Below are 14,607 nucleotides of genomic sequence, written 5' to 3'. Positions count from 1 at the left end.
GTGCCAAATCTTGTTGAGATCCGTGATTTACACTTTGCCTATGGAGAACGTTCGATTTTATCGGGCCTTCAAATGGATTTCCCACGTGGAAAAGTTGTGGCCGTCATGGGTGGCTCCGGCAGTGGCAAGACGACGGTATTGCGCCTGATCGGCGGGCAGCTGCGCCCCAGTTCCGGCTCCGTGAATATCGACGGCCAGATCGTGCATACGCTCAAAACCGACGAGCTATATCAAATGCGCCGCAAGATGGGCATGCTGTTCCAGCACGGCGCCCTGTTTACGGACTTGACGGCGTTCGAGAACGTGGCGTTTCCCCTGCGCGAACACACGGATCTGAATGAAGAGCTGATCCGCACCCTGGTGCTGATGAAGCTGCACGCCGTGGGGCTGCGCAACGCGGCGCAATTGAAGCCGGCCGAAATCTCGGGCGGCATGGGCCGCCGCGTGGCGCTGGCGCGCGCCATCGCGCTCGACCCCGAACTGATCATGTATGACGAGCCGTTCGCCGGCCTGGATCCGATTTCCATGGGCGTGACGGCCAATTTGATCCGCAATCTGAACGATGCGCTGGGTTCCACGTCTATCCTGGTATCGCACGACGTGAAGGAGTGTTTCGCCATCGCTGATTATGTGTATTTTCTATCATCGGGCAAGATCGTGGCGCACGGCACGCCGGCCCAGATGGCCGTGTCGACGCATCCGTACGTCAAGCAGTTCGTCAATGCCGAGGCCGATGGCCCCGTACCGTTCCACTATCCGGGCAAGTCGCTGGCTGACGACCTGGGCTTGCACGCGGGAGCAGGCCGATGATCGCGCGTTTCCTGGCGGCGATCGGAGCATGGTTGCGGCGGTCGGTACAAGACCTCGGCTTTGCCGTGCGTTCGTTTTTTATCATCATCGCTTCCTCGGGGGGCCTGTGGCGCCGTCCGGGCCTGGTAATCGAGCAACTGTTTTATCTCGGCAGCCGTTCGGTGGTGATCATCGCCGTGTCCGGCCTGTTCGTCGGCATGGTGCTGGGTTTGCAAGGTTATTACACACTGAGCACCTTTGGCGCGACGCAGTCGCTGGGGCAGTTGGTGGCGCTATCGTTGATGCGTGAACTGGGTCCGGTCGTCACGGCGCTGCTGTTCGCGGGCCGCGCCGGCACCTCGCTGACGGCGGAAATCGGCCTGATGAAGGCGGGCGAGCAATTGTCGGCCATGGAAATGATGGCCGTCAATCCGATCCAGCGCGTGCTGGCGCCCCGCTTCTGGGCCGGCGTGATCGCCATGCCTATCCTGGGCGGCATCTTCACGGCCGTCGGCGTCATCGGCAGCTACCTGGTGGGCGTCGTGCTGATCGGCGTCGATGAAGGCTCGTTCTGGTCGCAGATGCAGGGCGGTGTGAATGTCTGGAAAGATATCGCCAATGGTACCTATGTCAAAAGCATGGTCTTCGGCATCGCGGTGACGTTCATCGCGCTGTTCCAGGGGTATCAGGCACAGCCGACGCCGGAAGACGTCTCCGGCGCGACCACGCGCACGGTGGTGATTTCGTCGTTGATGGTGTGGTGGCTCGATTTCATGATGACGGCGTTGATGTTTAGCAAGTAATTTCCGATCAGCGACAAACAGCGGGCCTGGGCAGGATGTTGCGCAGGCGGCAGCAAGTAAAAATTATTTAGGATTGTTTATGCAACGCAAATCTATAGATGTCTGGGTCGGCTTGTTCGTCTTGCTCGGTGTGGCGGCATTGATGTTTCTGGCGCTTAAGGCCGGCAATATGAGCTCGCTGTCTTTCAGCAAGACGTATACCATTAGTGCCAAGTTCGACAATATTGGCGGCCTCAAGCCGCAGGCGCCCGTCAAGGGCGCTGGCGTGGTGGTGGGGCGCGTGGCGGAGATCCGCTTTGACGACAAGACGTACCAGGCGCTGGTGAAACTCGATATCGAAGATGGCTACAAATTTCCGAAAGACAGCTCGGCCAAGATTTTGACGGCCGGTTTGCTGGGTGAGCAGTATATCGGCCTGGAAGCAGGCGGAGATCTGGCGAACCTGGCAGAGGGCGACAAGATCGCCCGTACTCAATCGGCCACAGTGCTGGAAGACCTGATCAATCAGTTCATCTACAGCAAGGCAGCGGAAGGAAAGGACAGCAAATGAGCGAGTCGACCAAACAATATCAAGGCAGCCTGGCGCGTATCGGCCTGGCCCTGGCCATCGCCGCCAGCGTGAGCGCTTGCGCCACCGGCACCAATCCGCGCGACCCGCTGGAAGGGTATAACCGCGCCATGTTCAAGTTCAACGACACCGTCGACCAGGTGGCCCTGAAACCGGTCGCCACGGCCTACAAGAAGGTCACGCCATCGTTCGTGCAAACGGGTGTGGGCAACTTCTTCGGCAACTTGTCCGATGTGTGGAGCGCCGTGAACAACTTGCTGCAAGGCAAAGGCGAGGCGGGCTTGCAGGACGTCGTGCGCGTCGGCATGAACTCGACTTTCGGTATCTTCGGCCTGATCGACTTTGCCTCGCAGGCGGGCATTCCGAAGCATAACGAAGACTTTGGCCAGACCCTGGGCTGGTATGGCGTCCAGCCTGGTCCGTACGTGATGCTGCCGCTGCTGGGCCCATCGACCGTGCGCGACACGGTGGCCCTGCCGCTCGATATCACGGGCGACCCATGGCGCTACAAGGATCCGGTCAATGTACGCAATATCGGTACGGTGACGCGCGTGGTCGACAAGCGCGCCGCGCTGCTCGACGCGACCAACCTGATGGAAGCGGCCGCGCTGGACCGCTATGAATTCATCCGCGATGGCTTCCTGCAGGCGCGCGAAAGCAAGGTGTTCGATGGCGATACGGACCGCCGCGACCGCAAAGTGCCAAAAAACGACAGCAGCGATTATGCGCCGGGGTACGATATGAAACCCCAGGCGGCCCCTGTGGAAGCCCCACCAGCCACCGCTGCGGCCGACGTCGCGCCTGCGGACCTCGTAACATCTGGTAGCAATACCGTGGCCGCCGAGGCCAGGCCCCAGGAGTAAACTCCGGTACAGAAACACCACGGCTGCGATCAACGCCAGCCGGTGCATAGCAACACCATGAAAGGTAGAACCATGAAATTGATGAAACAACTGCTGGCGATGGCGACCATCGCCTTTGCCACCGCCGCCCAGGCCGCCCCCGCGACGGAAGCGCCGGACGTGTTGGTCAAACGCATCAGCCAGGACGTGATCGACACGGCCAAGGCCGACAAGGCGATCCAGGCGGGCGATATCAAGCGCGTCACCGAATTGGTGGAAAGCAAGATCTTGCCGTACGTGGATTTCCAGCGCATGACGGCCCTGGCTGCCGGCCGCTTCTGGCGCGACGCCACGCCGGACCAGCAAAAGCAGTTGTCTGCGGAATTTCGCACCTTGCTGATCTACACGTATTCGGGCGCCCTGTCGCAGATCAAGAACGAAACCGTGGAATTCAAGCCGATGCGCGCCGACCCTGGCGACACGGAAGTGGAAGTGCGCTCGCAGGTCAACGTGGCGCGCGGCGAACCCGTGCCCCTGAACTACCGCGTGGCGAAAACCCCGTCCGGCTGGAAGATCTATGACATCAACGTGCTGGGCGCGTGGCTGGTGGAAACGTATAAAAGCAGCTTCGCCAGCGAGATCAGCAAGGGCGGCATCGATGGCCTGATCAAGACTTTGCAGGCAAAAAACAAGGCCCTGGCCAGCCGTCCGACCGTTAAAGCCAAATAATCGGCTATCATATAGCTCCTGAACCAGCTCCAGACCAGCGCAGCCCGACGCCATGCCCGACTCTCTCGACACCTTGCAATCCCTGACTTCCCTGACCGTGCACAATGCCACCTCGGCATTGGAGCAGGGTCTGGATGCCATCCGCTCGGGTCAGACCAAGTTCGACTTGCGCAACATCAAGGCTGTCGATTCGGCCGCCGTGTCCGTCATGCTGACGTGGCAGCGCGCCGCGCAGGATGCGGGCGCCGTGCTGGAACTGAAAAACCTGCCGAACAACCTGAAAAACCTCACCAAGCTGTATGGCGTCTGCTCGCTCGTCTCGAGCACACTGAGCGCCGACGACTGCGCCAGCGCCGACGGCCACGCCGAACGCAGCCCGTCCGACCTGCATCATCATTGATCCTGTCCCACTCCCCGCATCAGTAGTAGCTTTCAAGCCGGCAGGCCAGCAGCGCCGCCGGATTGATCTCCAAGTGTTCCACGAATTTTCCAACTATAATTGACTGTTGCGCCGCCCTCGTCTGAAGGGGGCGCCCTGCACCGGCCAGCCGGCCTGGATGTCTCCGGCAACTGGCGCATCACACCTGACGCATTACACTTGAAACAAGCACATGACCGCAATTCAAATCACGAATGTAGAAAAGAGCTATAAATCGCTCAAGGCGCTGGGCGGCGTGTCGCTGGCCATCGAGGAAGGCGAGTTTTTCGGCCTGCTCGGCCCGAATGGCGCCGGCAAGACCACCCTCATTTCCATCATCGCCGGCCTGATACGCCCCGACGCGGGCACCGTCAAGATCCATGGCCACGATGTGGTCAAGGACTTCCGCAACGCGCGCCGCAACCTGGGCGTGGTGCCGCAGGAGCTGGTGTTCGACCCGTTTTTCACCGTGCGCGAAACCCTGCGCCTGCAGTCCGGCTATTTCGGCCTGCCGAACAACGACAAGTGGATCGACGAGGTCATGGAAAACCTCGACCTCACCGGCAAGGCCGACACGAATATGCGCGCGCTGTCCGGCGGCATGAAGCGCCGCGTGCTCGTGGCGCAAGCGCTGGTGCACAAGCCGCCCGTTATCGTGCTCGATGAGCCGACGGCCGGCGTCGACGTGGAACTGCGCCAGACCCTGTGGAAGTTCATCTCGCGCCTGAACCGCGAAGGTGGCCACACGGTCGTCCTGACCACCCACTACCTGGAAGAGGCGCAAGCCATGTGCCAGCGCGTCGCCATGCTGAAAACCGGCAAGGTGGTGGCGCTCGACACCATGTCGGCCCTGATCCGCCGCATCGCCGGCTCGCAGCTGCAGGTACACCTCAAGCACGGCAGCCTGCCGGCCGACCTGCGGCACCTGGTGCTGCACCCGGAAGAACAGCAGGCGCCGAACAAGTTCAGCCTGCGCGTCAACGAATACAGCGAAGTCGAGAAAATCCTCGCCCGCCTGCGCGAAGCGGGCGTCGAGATCGATGAAATGCAATTGCAACAAGCCGACCTGGAAGATATCTTCTTGCAGATCATGGATAAAGGTACCGTATGATTTCGACAGGATTTCGCACCCTCGTCTACAAAGAGACGCTGCGCTTCTGGAAAGTGGCGACGCAAACCGTGGCCGCGCCCGTGCTCACGTCGATGCTGTACCTGCTGGTGTTCGGCCATGTGCTCGACGGCCGCGTCGAGCCTAGCCCCGGCGTCAGCTACACGGCCTTTCTGATTCCCGGCCTGGTGATGATGAGCGTGCTGCAAAACGCGTTCGCCAATTCCTCGTCCTCGCTGATCCAGTCGAAGATCACGGGCAACCTGGTGTTCGTGCTGCTGACGCCCCTGTCGCACTGGGAAATCTTCTCGGCGTATGTACTCGCTTCCGTCGCGCGCGGCCTGGCCGTGGGCTTTGGCGTGTTTGCCATCACCTGCTGGTTCGCCGACCTGTCGTTTGTCGCACCGCTGTGGATCGTCATCTTCGCCTTCCTGGGCGCCGCCATGCTGGGCACCATGGGCCTGATCGCCGGCATCTGGGCCGAGAAATTCGACCAGCTGGCCGCCTTCCAGAACTTCCTGATCATGCCGGCCACCTTTTTGTCGGGCGTGTTCTATTCGATCCACTCACTGCCGCCGTTCTGGCAGACGGTATCGCACCTGAACCCCTTCTTTTACATGATCGACGGCTTCCGCTACGGCTTCTTCGGCGTGTCCGACGTCAGCCCCTGGCTCAGTCTTTCCATCGTCGCCGGCTTCCTCGTGATCCTGGCGCTGGCATCGATCCGCCTGCTGAAGAGCGGCTATCGTTTGCGCCACTAATTACGGCACATCACATCACTACATTATTCAATATCAAGGACTTATCGTGACCACCACTCCAGAACTGATCCACGGCTACCTGTCGGCCGGCCTCGAATGCACGCACCTCGAAGTGGAGGGCGACGGCCAGCACTTCCAGGCCGTGATCGTCTCGCCCGCGTTCGCCGGCAAGCGCCTGATTCAGCGCCACCAGATCGTCTATGCGGCGCTGGGCGACCGCATGCGCGAAGAAATCCACGCGCTGTCGATGAAAACCCTGACACCTGAAGAATTCCAAGGATAAGCACATGGACAAGCTCCTCATCAACGGCGGCAACCGCCTGAACGGCGACATCGCCATCTCCGGCGCGAAGAACGCCGCCCTGCCGATCCTGTGCGCGGGCCTGCTGACCGCGGGCGACCTGGACCTGACCAACGTGCCGCACCTGCACGACGTCGCGACCATGCTCAAACTGCTGGGCCAGACGGGCCTGAAAGTGCAGCAGGACGGTGACCGCGTGGTCTTGAACGGCAGCGCCATCGACACCCTGGAAGCGCCGTATGAACTGGTGAAAACCATGCGCGCCTCGATCCTCGTGCTGGGTCCCATGCTGGCGCGCTTCGGCGAAGCCAAGGTCTCGCTGCCGGGCGGCTGCGCCATCGGTTCGCGCCCCGTCGACCAGCACATCAAGGGTTTAGAGGCGCTGGGCGCCGAGATCCGCATCGAGGCCGGCTACATCTACGCCAAGTGCGCCAAGCTGAAAGGCGCGCGCATCGTCACCGACATGATCACCGTCACCGGCACCGAGAATCTGCTGATGGCCGCGACCCTGGCCGAAGGCGAGACCATCCTGGAAAACGCCGCCTGCGAGCCGGAAGTGACCGACCTGGCGCACCTGCTGGTGGCCATGGGCGCGAAGATCGACGGCATCGGCACCAGCCGCCTGGTGATCCAGGGCGTCGACGCCTTGCATGGCGCCTCGCACGCGGTGATCGCCGACCGCATCGAGACGGGCACTTTCCTGTGCGCCGTGGCGGCCACCGGCGGCGACATCACGCTGCGCAATGTGCGCACCGACATCCTCGACGCGGCGCTCGACAAGCTGCGCGCCATGGGCCTGACGATGACCTTCGGCGCCGACTGGATCCGCGCCGAGATGTCGGCCCGTCCGAACCCCGTCAGCTTCCGCACCACGGAGTATCCGGGCTTCCCGACCGACATGCAGGCGCAGTTCATGGCCGTCAATACGATCGCCAATGGCGCCAGCCGCGTCACCGAGACGATTTTCGAGAACCGCTTCATGCACGTGCAGGAAATGAACCGCCTGGGCGCCGACATCACCATCGAGGGCAACACGGCCATCATCGCCGGCGTCAAGCAGCTGCGCGGCGCGCCCGTGATGGCGACCGACCTGCGCGCCTCGGCGTCGCTGGTGATCGCGGCCCTGGCGGCCGATGGCGAAACGCTGATCGACCGCATCTACCACCTCGACCGCGGCTACGACCGCATGGAAGTGAAGTTGTCGGCCGTGGGCGCGAACATCGTGCGCATCAAGTAAAAACAAGAAAAGGAACGAGCATGAACGGATCGAACAACGGTGACAGCTCCCAGCTGATTTTGGCGCTGTCAAAAGGCCGCATTTTTGAGGACACCATGCCGCTGCTGGAAGCGGCCGGCATCAAGGTGCTGGAAAACCCGGAGACCTCGCGCAAGCTGATTTTGGCCACCAACGATCCGAACGTGCGCGTCATCATCGTGCGCGCCAGCGACGTGCCGACCTACGTGCAGTACGGCGCGGCCGATTTCGGCGTGGCGGGCAAGGACGTGCTGCTGGAACACGGCGGCGAAGGCCTGTACCAGCCGATCGACCTGAATATCGCCGCCTGCCGCATGTCGGTGGCGGTGCAGGCCGGTTTTGACTATGAAAAGGCCGTGCACCAGGGCGCGCGCTTGCGCGTGGCCACCAAGTTCGTGCACACGGCGCGCGAGCATTTCGCCGCCAAGGGCGTGCACGTCGACTTGATCAAGCTGTATGGCTCGATGGAGCTGGCACCGTTGGTCGGCCTGTCCGACGCCATCGTCGACCTGGTCAGCACGGGCAGCACCCTGCGCGCGAACAACCTCGTCGAGGTCGAGCACATCATGGAAATCTCGTCGCGCCTGGTGGTCAACCAGGCGGCATTAAAGCTCAAGCGCGAGCGCTTGCAGCCGATTATCGAGGCGTTTGAACGCGCTTCGCAAGCCTAGACACCTTCAGTAGCAGAAAGCCGATTATGCCGATACAGATACGCAAGCTCGATTCAAGCCAGGATGGTTTCCAACAATCGCTCGATACGCTGCTGGCGTTCGAGGCGGGCACCGATGCGGCGATTGAAACGTCGGTCGCGAAAATCCTGGCCGACGTGAAAACGCGCGGCGACGCCGCCGTGCTGGAATACACCAACCGTTTCGACCGCATCCCGCATGGCGGCGCGGCGGAAATGGCGGCCTTCGATATTTCGCAAGCCGAACTGCAGGCGGCCCTGAACGGCTTGCCGTCGGCGCAGCGCGAAGCGCTGCAGATCGCCGCGCAGCGCATCCGCGCCTTCCACGAACGCCAGCGCGAGGAATTGCGCGGTTTTAGCTACACCGAGCCCGATGGCACGGTGCTGGGCCAGAAGATCACGCCGCTGGACCGGGTCGGCATCTACGTCCCGGGCGGCAAGGCAGCGTATCCGTCGTCCGTGCTGATGAATGCCATTCCCGCGCATGTGGCGGGCGTGGGCGAAATCATCATGGTGGTGCCGACGCCCGATGGCGTGAAAAACCAGATGGTGCTGGCCGCCGCCGCGATCGCCGGCGTGACGCGCGTGATCACCATCGGCGGCGCGCAAGCCGTCGGCGCGCTGGCCTACGGTACTCAGACGATCGCCGCCGTGGATAAAATCGTCGGCCCTGGCAACGCCTATGTGGCCGCCGCCAAGCGCCGCGTGTTCGGCATCGTCGGCATCGACATGATCGCGGGGCCGTCCGAAATCCTCGTGCTGTGCGACGGCACCACGGACCCGGACTGGGTCGCGATGGATCTGTTTTCGCAGGCCGAGCACGACGAACTGGCGCAGGCGATCCTGCTGTGCCCGGACGCCGGGTACATCGCGCAAGTGGAAGAGAGCATCGCCAAGCTGCTGCCGACGATGCCGCGCCAGGCCACCATCAGCACCTCGCTGGCCGACCGCGGTGCGCTGATCAAGGTGCGCGACATGGAAGAAGCGTGCGAGATCGCCAACTCCATCGCCGCGGAACACCTGGAAATCTCGGCGGAAAACCCGCAGCAGTGGGCCGAGCGGATCCGCCATGCGGGCGCCATGTTCCTGGGTCGCTTTTCGTCCGAATCACTGGGCGACTATTGCTGCGGCCCCAATCACGTGCTGCCGACCTCGCGCACGGCGCGCTTTTCGTCGCCGCTGGGCGTGTACGACTTCCAGAAGCGCTCGTCCATCATTCACGTCAGTGAAGCGGGCGCGCAAACCTTGGGCCGTGTCGCCGCCACGCTGGCGTACGGCGAAGGCTTGCAGGCGCACGCGCGCAGCGCCGAACTGCGTCTGAAGCCGCAGCCATGACGCAGGTGGCGGAGCGGCCGGACTGGGTCAACCGGGTCTATTGCGAAGACGCGCTGGCGGGGCTGGCGCGCATTCCCGATGGCTCGGTGGACCTGATCCTGACGGATCCGCCGTACAACCTGGGCAAGGATTACGGCAACGCCTCGGACCAGCAGTCGGTGGCCGACTACCTGCGCTGGACGGAAGCGTGGATCGACGCGGCGCTGCCCAAGCTGAAAGCCAACGGCAGTCTGTATATCTTTTTGACCTGGCGCTATTCGCCGGAGATCTTCGTCATGCTGAAACAACGCATGGCGATGATGAATGAAATCATCTGGGACCGCCGCGTGCCGTCCATGGGCGGCAGCGTGCGCAGCTTTTCATCGGTGCACGACACCATCGGCTTCTTCGTCAAGCGCAAGGATTACTACTTCGACCTTGACGCGGTGCGCATCGCCTACGACGCGGCCACCAAGAAAGCCCGTTCGCGCTCGATCTTCATCGGCGCCAAATGGCTGGAAGTGGGCTACAACCCGAAAGACTTGTGGAGCGTCTCGCGCCTGCACAAGGAACACCCGGAACGGGCCGACCACCCGACGCAAAAGCCGCTCGAAATCATCGAGCGCATGCTCAAGGCGTCGTGCCCGCCCGGCGGCGTGGTGCTCGACCTGTTCATGGGCAGCGGCACCACGGCGCTGGCGGCCAAGCGCTGCGGGCGCGATTTCGTCGGTTTTGAACTGAATCCCGATTACTGCGCCATCATCGAACAGCGATTGGCGGCATTGGCGCAGGAGCTGGCCGAACCGGCTGCTCTCGCGCCGAAGGCCGCCAGGGCTGCGGCGAAGAAGCCGGCGGCGGTCAAGAAGCCTGCGGCGGCGAAAAAGCCGCCCGCCGTGAAAAAAACGCCGGCCCGCAAGGCGCGCAGCGCTAGCGTGCCGGAAGACGTCGTCATTTAGTCTCCATTTCATTTCATCAGGAGTGTTTGCAGCATGTCTTTCCTCGATCAGTTAATCAGCAACACCGTGCGTGCCGATGTGCGGGCCGTCAAGAGCTACCAGGTCGCCGATGCCAGCGGTTACATCAAGCTCGATGCGATGGAAAACCCGTATCCGCTGCCGCCGCATCTGCGCGAGGAACTGGGTGCGCGCCTGGCCGGCGTGGCGCTGAACCGCTATCCGCCGTCGTACGCCAGCCTGCAGGCGGCCATCTGCGCCAGGCTGGGCGTGCCCGCCGGCTACGACGTCATGCTGGGCAACGGTTCCGATGAACTGATTTCCATCCTGGCCATGGCCTGCGCCCGCCAGGAGCCGGGCCAGCGCGCCGTGCTGCTGGCGCCCGTGCCGGCCTTCGTCATGTATGCGCGTTCGGCGCAGTTTGCCGGCATGGATTTCGTCGGCGTGCCCCTGCAGGCCGACTTCAGTCTGGACATGCCGGCCATGCTGGCGGCGATTGAACAGCACCGCCCGGCGCTGGTCTTCCTCGCGTATCCGAACAACCCGACGGGCAACCTGTTTGCCAGCGCCGACATCGAACGCATCCTCGCCGCGCTGGGCGACACGGGCATCGCCGTCGTCGACGAAGCGTATGAGCCGTTCGCGCAGCACAGCTTCATGGGTCGCCTGCCTGAATATGAAAACCTGGTGGTGATGCGCACCGTGTCGAAACTGGGCCTGGCCGGCATCCGCCTCGGCTACATGTCGGCCGCGCCGGCCCTGCTGGCGCAATTCGAGAAAGTGCGTCCGCCGTACAATGTGAATGTGCTGACGCAGGCGGCGGCCGAATTCGCGCTCGAGCACCTCGACGTGCTCAACGCGCAGGCGGCACTGCTCAATAGCGCGCGCGACGCGCTGGCGCTGCGCCTGGCGGAACTGCCGGGCGTGACCGTGTTTCCGTCGAAGGCAAATTTTCTTCTGATTCGTGTGGCTGATTCCGACGATGTTTGTGCAAAACTGCTTGCCCGCAGGGTTTTAATTAAAAATATGAGTAAAATGCATGCTGCGCTGGCCAATTGCCTGCGCATCAGCGTCAGCACCCCGGAAGAGAATTCCCTTTTTTACGATGCCTTCACGGCATCCCTCGTTTAGCCTATCGCCAGAGCCTCCCATGAACCGCACCGCAGAAATCACGCGCAACACCAATGAGACGCAAGTTCGCGTCGCCCTCAACCTGGACGGCACGGGCCAGCAAAAGCTCAATACCGGCGTGCCCTTCCTCGACCATATGCTGGACCAGATCGCCCGCCACGGCTTGATCGACCTCGATATCGAAGCGACGGGCGACGTGCATATCGACAACCACCATACGGTGGAAGACGTGGGCATCACCCTGGGCATGGCCGTGGCCAAGGCCATCGGCGACAAGAAGGGCATCCGTCGCTACGGCCATGCGTATGTGCCGCTGGACGAGGCGCTGTCGCGCGTGGTGCTCGATTTCTCGGGCCGCCCGGGCATCGAATACCACATCCCGTTTACGCGCGCCATGATCGCCGGCTTCGACGTCGACCTGACCTTGGAATTTTTCCGCGGCTTCGTCAACCATGCGGGCGTGACCTTGCATATCGACAACCTGCGCGGCACGAATGCCCACCATCAGTGCGAGACCGTGTTCAAGGCCTTTGGCCGCGCGCTGCGCATGGCTGCCGAGCTCGACGAGCGCGCGGCCGGCATCATTCCATCGACCAAGGGCAGCCTGTAAGCGCCGCTCTCGCTATACTGTAGATTCCGGGATCAAACATGAATAAAATTGTGGTGGTGGATTACGGCATGGGCAATTTGCGCTCGGTGGCGCAGGCGCTGCGTGCCGTGGCGCCGGAAGCCGACGTGCGCATTTCCGGCCTCGCTGCCGACATCGACAGCGCCGACCGCATCGTCCTGCCGGGCCAAGGCGCCATGCCCGACTGCATGCGCAGCCTGCGCGAATCGGGTGTATTGGAGGCGCTGCTGCGCGCCGCCGACAGCAAGCCCGTGCTGGGCGTGTGCATCGGCGAGCAAATGCTGTTCGACGGCAGCGAAGAGGGCGATGCGGCCGGTCTGGGCTTGTTGCCAGGCAAAGTCGTGCGCTTCCAGCTTGACGGCCAGGTGCAGGAAGACGGCTCGCGCTTCAAGGTACCGCAAATGGGCTGGAACCAAGTGCGGCAAACGGCGTCCCATGCGATGTGGGAGGGCATTGCCGACAACGCCTATTTTTACTTTGTGCACAGCTATTTTGCTCAACCTCAAGAGGCGGCGCACACGGTGGGCGAGACTATCTATGGCGCGCCGTTCGCTTGCGCCGTCGCGCGTGATAATATTTTCGCGACACAGTTTCACCCTGAAAAAAGTGCTGCCGCTGGCTTGCAGCTATACAAGAACTTTGTTCACTGGCAACCTTAACGTTGGCTCTCCGGCTTCCGCCTCTCACTCACTTTTAAATCACACCGACCATGCTGCTTATTCCCGCCATCGACCTGAAAGACGGTCACTGCGTACGCCTGAAACAAGGCGATATGGAACTTGCCACCGTATTTTCCGAAGACCCGGCCGACATGGCCCGCCATTGGCTCAAGCAAGGCGCGCGCCGGCTGCATTTGGTCGACCTGAATGGCGCTTTTGCCGGCAAACCGAAGAACGAAGGCGCCGTGAAAGCCATCCTGAAGGCGGTGCAGGATTTTGCCGTGGAAAACGACATCGAGGAAATCCCCGTGCAGCTGGGCGGCGGCATCCGTGACCTCGACACCATCGAGCGCTATCTCGACGCCGGCATCACGTACATCATCATCGGCACGGCGGCCGTGAAAAGCCCCGGCTTCCTGCACGACGCCTGCAGCGCCTTCCCGGGCCACATCATCGTCGGCCTCGATGCCAAAGATGGCAAAGTGGCAACCGATGGCTGGAGCAAGATGTCGGGCCACGAAGTGATCGACCTGGCAAAAAAATTCGAAGCCTACGGCGTCGAATCGATCATTTACACGGACATCGGCCGCGACGGCATGATGGGCGGCATCAACATTGAAGCCACCGTCAAGCTGGCGCAAGCCGTCAAGATCCCCGTCATCGCCTCGGGCGGCCTGCACAATATCGGCGACGTGGAAGCGCTGTGCGCGGTCCAGGCCGAAGGCATCGAAGGCGTGATCTGCGGCCGCTCCATCTATGAAGGCACGATCGACCTGGCGCAGGCGCAGGAACGCGCCGACGCACTGACCGACGCCGCCGTTTAAGCCTGCCCGGCCGGGGCGCGCGCACACGCTCCCTGGCCTGGCGACAATCTGGAACCCATCATGCTTGCAAAACGTATCATCCCCTGCCTCGACGTGACCAATGGCCGCGTCGTCAAAGGCGTCAACTTCACGCAATTGCGCGACGCCGGCGATCCGGTGGAAATCGCCCGCCGTTATGATGAGCAGGGCGCCGATGAAATCACTTTCCTCGACATTACCGCATCGAGCGACAACCGCGGCCTGATCTTCGACATCATCGAAGCGGTGGCCTCGCAAGTGTTCATTCCGCTGACCGTGGGCGGCGGCGTGCGCGTGGTGGAAGACGTGCGCCGGCTGCTCAACGCGGGCGCCGACAAGGTCAGCATCAACACTTCGGCCGTGACGAATCCCCAGCTGGTGTTTGAGGCATCGCAAAAGCATGGCTCGCAATGCATCGTCGTGGCCATCGACGCCAAGCAGGTGTCGCCCGGCAAGTGGGAAGTGTTTACCCATGGCGGGCGCACGGCCACGGGCCTGGACGCCTTTGCATGGGCCAAAAAGATGGAAAGCCTGGGCGCCGGTGAAATCTTGCTCACCAGCATGGACCGCGATGGCACCAAGGTGGGCTTCGACCTGGGCCTGACGCGCGGCGTGTCCGACGCCGTCAGCATCCCCGTCATCGCTTCGGGTGGCGTGGGCGGCTTGCAAGACCTGGTCGACGGCATCAAGGTGGGCCGCGCGGACGCCGTGCTGGCCGCCAGCATCTTCCACTATGGCCAGCACACGGTACAGGAAGCCAAGCGTTTCATGGCGCAGCAGGGCATTCCCATGCGTCTGGCGTAAACAAAATAGTACCC

At 62.4% G+C, this 14,607-nt stretch carries 18 protein-coding genes; all 18 read left to right on the top strand.

Annotation, left to right across the window (positions count from 1 at the left end; translation table 11 throughout):
* Complete coding sequence (locus K0F86_RS19275) at positions 1-810, top strand: ABC transporter ATP-binding protein (protein ID WP_099764359.1); 810 nt, start codon at positions 1-3, stop codon at positions 808-810.
* Positions 807-1,592, top strand: a complete 786-nt coding sequence (gene mlaE / locus K0F86_RS19270; RefSeq protein ID WP_219135873.1) for a lipid asymmetry maintenance ABC transporter permease subunit MlaE — start codon at positions 807-809, stop codon at positions 1,590-1,592. Before K0F86_RS19275 ends, mlaE begins: the two co-directional genes overlap by 4 nt.
* Before the next feature lie 79 nt (positions 1,593-1,671).
* On the top strand, positions 1,672-2,142 hold the full coding sequence (mlaD, locus tag K0F86_RS19265) for an outer membrane lipid asymmetry maintenance protein MlaD (protein WP_100874915.1): 471 nt from the start codon (positions 1,672-1,674) through the stop codon (positions 2,140-2,142).
* Positions 2,139-3,023 carry a VacJ family lipoprotein gene (locus K0F86_RS19260; RefSeq protein ID WP_219135872.1) on the top strand — a complete coding sequence of 295 codons (885 nt, stop codon included), beginning with the start codon at positions 2,139-2,141 and terminating at the stop codon, positions 3,021-3,023. The genes mlaD and K0F86_RS19260 overlap by 4 nt, the downstream gene beginning before the upstream one ends.
* Before the next feature lie 72 nt (positions 3,024-3,095).
* Positions 3,096-3,731 carry a phospholipid-binding protein MlaC gene (locus tag K0F86_RS19255; protein WP_219135871.1) on the top strand — a complete coding sequence of 212 codons (636 nt, stop codon included), beginning with the start codon at positions 3,096-3,098 and terminating at the stop codon, positions 3,729-3,731.
* A gap of 52 nt (positions 3,732-3,783) precedes the next feature.
* Positions 3,784-4,131 (top strand): lipid asymmetry maintenance protein MlaB, encoded by a 348-nt coding sequence (locus K0F86_RS19250; RefSeq protein WP_219135870.1) that lies wholly within the window; start codon positions 3,784-3,786, stop codon positions 4,129-4,131.
* 211 nt (positions 4,132-4,342) lie between these two features.
* Positions 4,343-5,260, top strand: a complete 918-nt coding sequence (locus tag K0F86_RS19245) for an ABC transporter ATP-binding protein (RefSeq protein WP_219135869.1) — start codon at positions 4,343-4,345, stop codon at positions 5,258-5,260.
* Positions 5,257-6,018 carry an ABC transporter permease gene (locus K0F86_RS19240; protein ID WP_070290316.1) on the top strand — a complete coding sequence of 254 codons (762 nt, stop codon included), beginning with the start codon at positions 5,257-5,259 and terminating at the stop codon, positions 6,016-6,018. The genes K0F86_RS19245 and K0F86_RS19240 overlap by 4 nt, the downstream gene beginning before the upstream one ends.
* Before the next feature lie 46 nt (positions 6,019-6,064).
* Positions 6,065-6,301: a BolA family protein gene (locus tag K0F86_RS19235; RefSeq protein ID WP_034753824.1), complete on the top strand. Its 237-nt coding sequence runs from the start codon at positions 6,065-6,067 to the stop codon at positions 6,299-6,301.
* A gap of 4 nt (positions 6,302-6,305) precedes the next feature.
* The gene (gene murA, locus K0F86_RS19230; protein WP_070257789.1) at positions 6,306-7,556 is read left to right on the top strand and encodes a UDP-N-acetylglucosamine 1-carboxyvinyltransferase; all 1,251 of its coding nucleotides are present in this window, start codon (positions 6,306-6,308) and stop codon (positions 7,554-7,556) included.
* Positions 7,557-7,576: 20 nt separating this feature from the next.
* Positions 7,577-8,245, top strand: coding sequence for an ATP phosphoribosyltransferase (hisG, locus tag K0F86_RS19225; protein ID WP_034753828.1), 669 nt, complete (start codon positions 7,577-7,579; stop codon positions 8,243-8,245).
* 26 nt (positions 8,246-8,271) lie between these two features.
* Positions 8,272-9,597 (top strand): histidinol dehydrogenase, encoded by a 1,326-nt coding sequence (gene hisD, locus K0F86_RS19220; protein WP_219135868.1) that lies wholly within the window; start codon positions 8,272-8,274, stop codon positions 9,595-9,597.
* Positions 9,594-10,532 (top strand): site-specific DNA-methyltransferase, encoded by a 939-nt coding sequence (locus K0F86_RS19215; protein ID WP_219135867.1) that lies wholly within the window; start codon positions 9,594-9,596, stop codon positions 10,530-10,532. The genes hisD and K0F86_RS19215 overlap by 4 nt, the downstream gene beginning before the upstream one ends.
* A gap of 33 nt (positions 10,533-10,565) precedes the next feature.
* On the top strand, positions 10,566-11,660 hold the full coding sequence (gene hisC, locus K0F86_RS19210) for a histidinol-phosphate transaminase (RefSeq protein WP_219135866.1): 1,095 nt from the start codon (positions 10,566-10,568) through the stop codon (positions 11,658-11,660).
* A 19-nt stretch (positions 11,661-11,679) separates the two neighbouring features.
* Positions 11,680-12,270, top strand: coding sequence for an imidazoleglycerol-phosphate dehydratase HisB (hisB, locus tag K0F86_RS19205; RefSeq protein WP_010402123.1), 591 nt, complete (start codon positions 11,680-11,682; stop codon positions 12,268-12,270).
* 38 nt (positions 12,271-12,308) lie between these two features.
* Positions 12,309-12,947, top strand: coding sequence for an imidazole glycerol phosphate synthase subunit HisH (gene hisH / locus K0F86_RS19200; RefSeq protein WP_219135865.1), 639 nt, complete (start codon positions 12,309-12,311; stop codon positions 12,945-12,947).
* Positions 12,948-12,997: 50 nt separating this feature from the next.
* Positions 12,998-13,771 carry a 1-(5-phosphoribosyl)-5-[(5-phosphoribosylamino)methylideneamino]imidazole-4-carboxamide isomerase gene (gene hisA, locus K0F86_RS19195; RefSeq protein WP_219135864.1) on the top strand — a complete coding sequence of 258 codons (774 nt, stop codon included), beginning with the start codon at positions 12,998-13,000 and terminating at the stop codon, positions 13,769-13,771.
* Between the two features lie 60 nt (positions 13,772-13,831).
* Positions 13,832-14,593, top strand: coding sequence for an imidazole glycerol phosphate synthase subunit HisF (gene hisF / locus K0F86_RS19190; RefSeq protein WP_096232613.1), 762 nt, complete (start codon positions 13,832-13,834; stop codon positions 14,591-14,593).
* The last annotated feature ends 14 nt before the right edge of the window (positions 14,594-14,607 follow it).

The sequence above is a fragment of the Janthinobacterium sp. UMAB-60 genome (genome assembly GCF_900095235.1).
Taxonomy (GTDB): Bacteria; Pseudomonadota; Gammaproteobacteria; order Burkholderiales; family Burkholderiaceae_D; genus Janthinobacterium.
The sequence above is the reverse complement of the archived record's forward strand: the minus strand, read 5'-3'. Positions and strand labels throughout refer to the sequence as shown.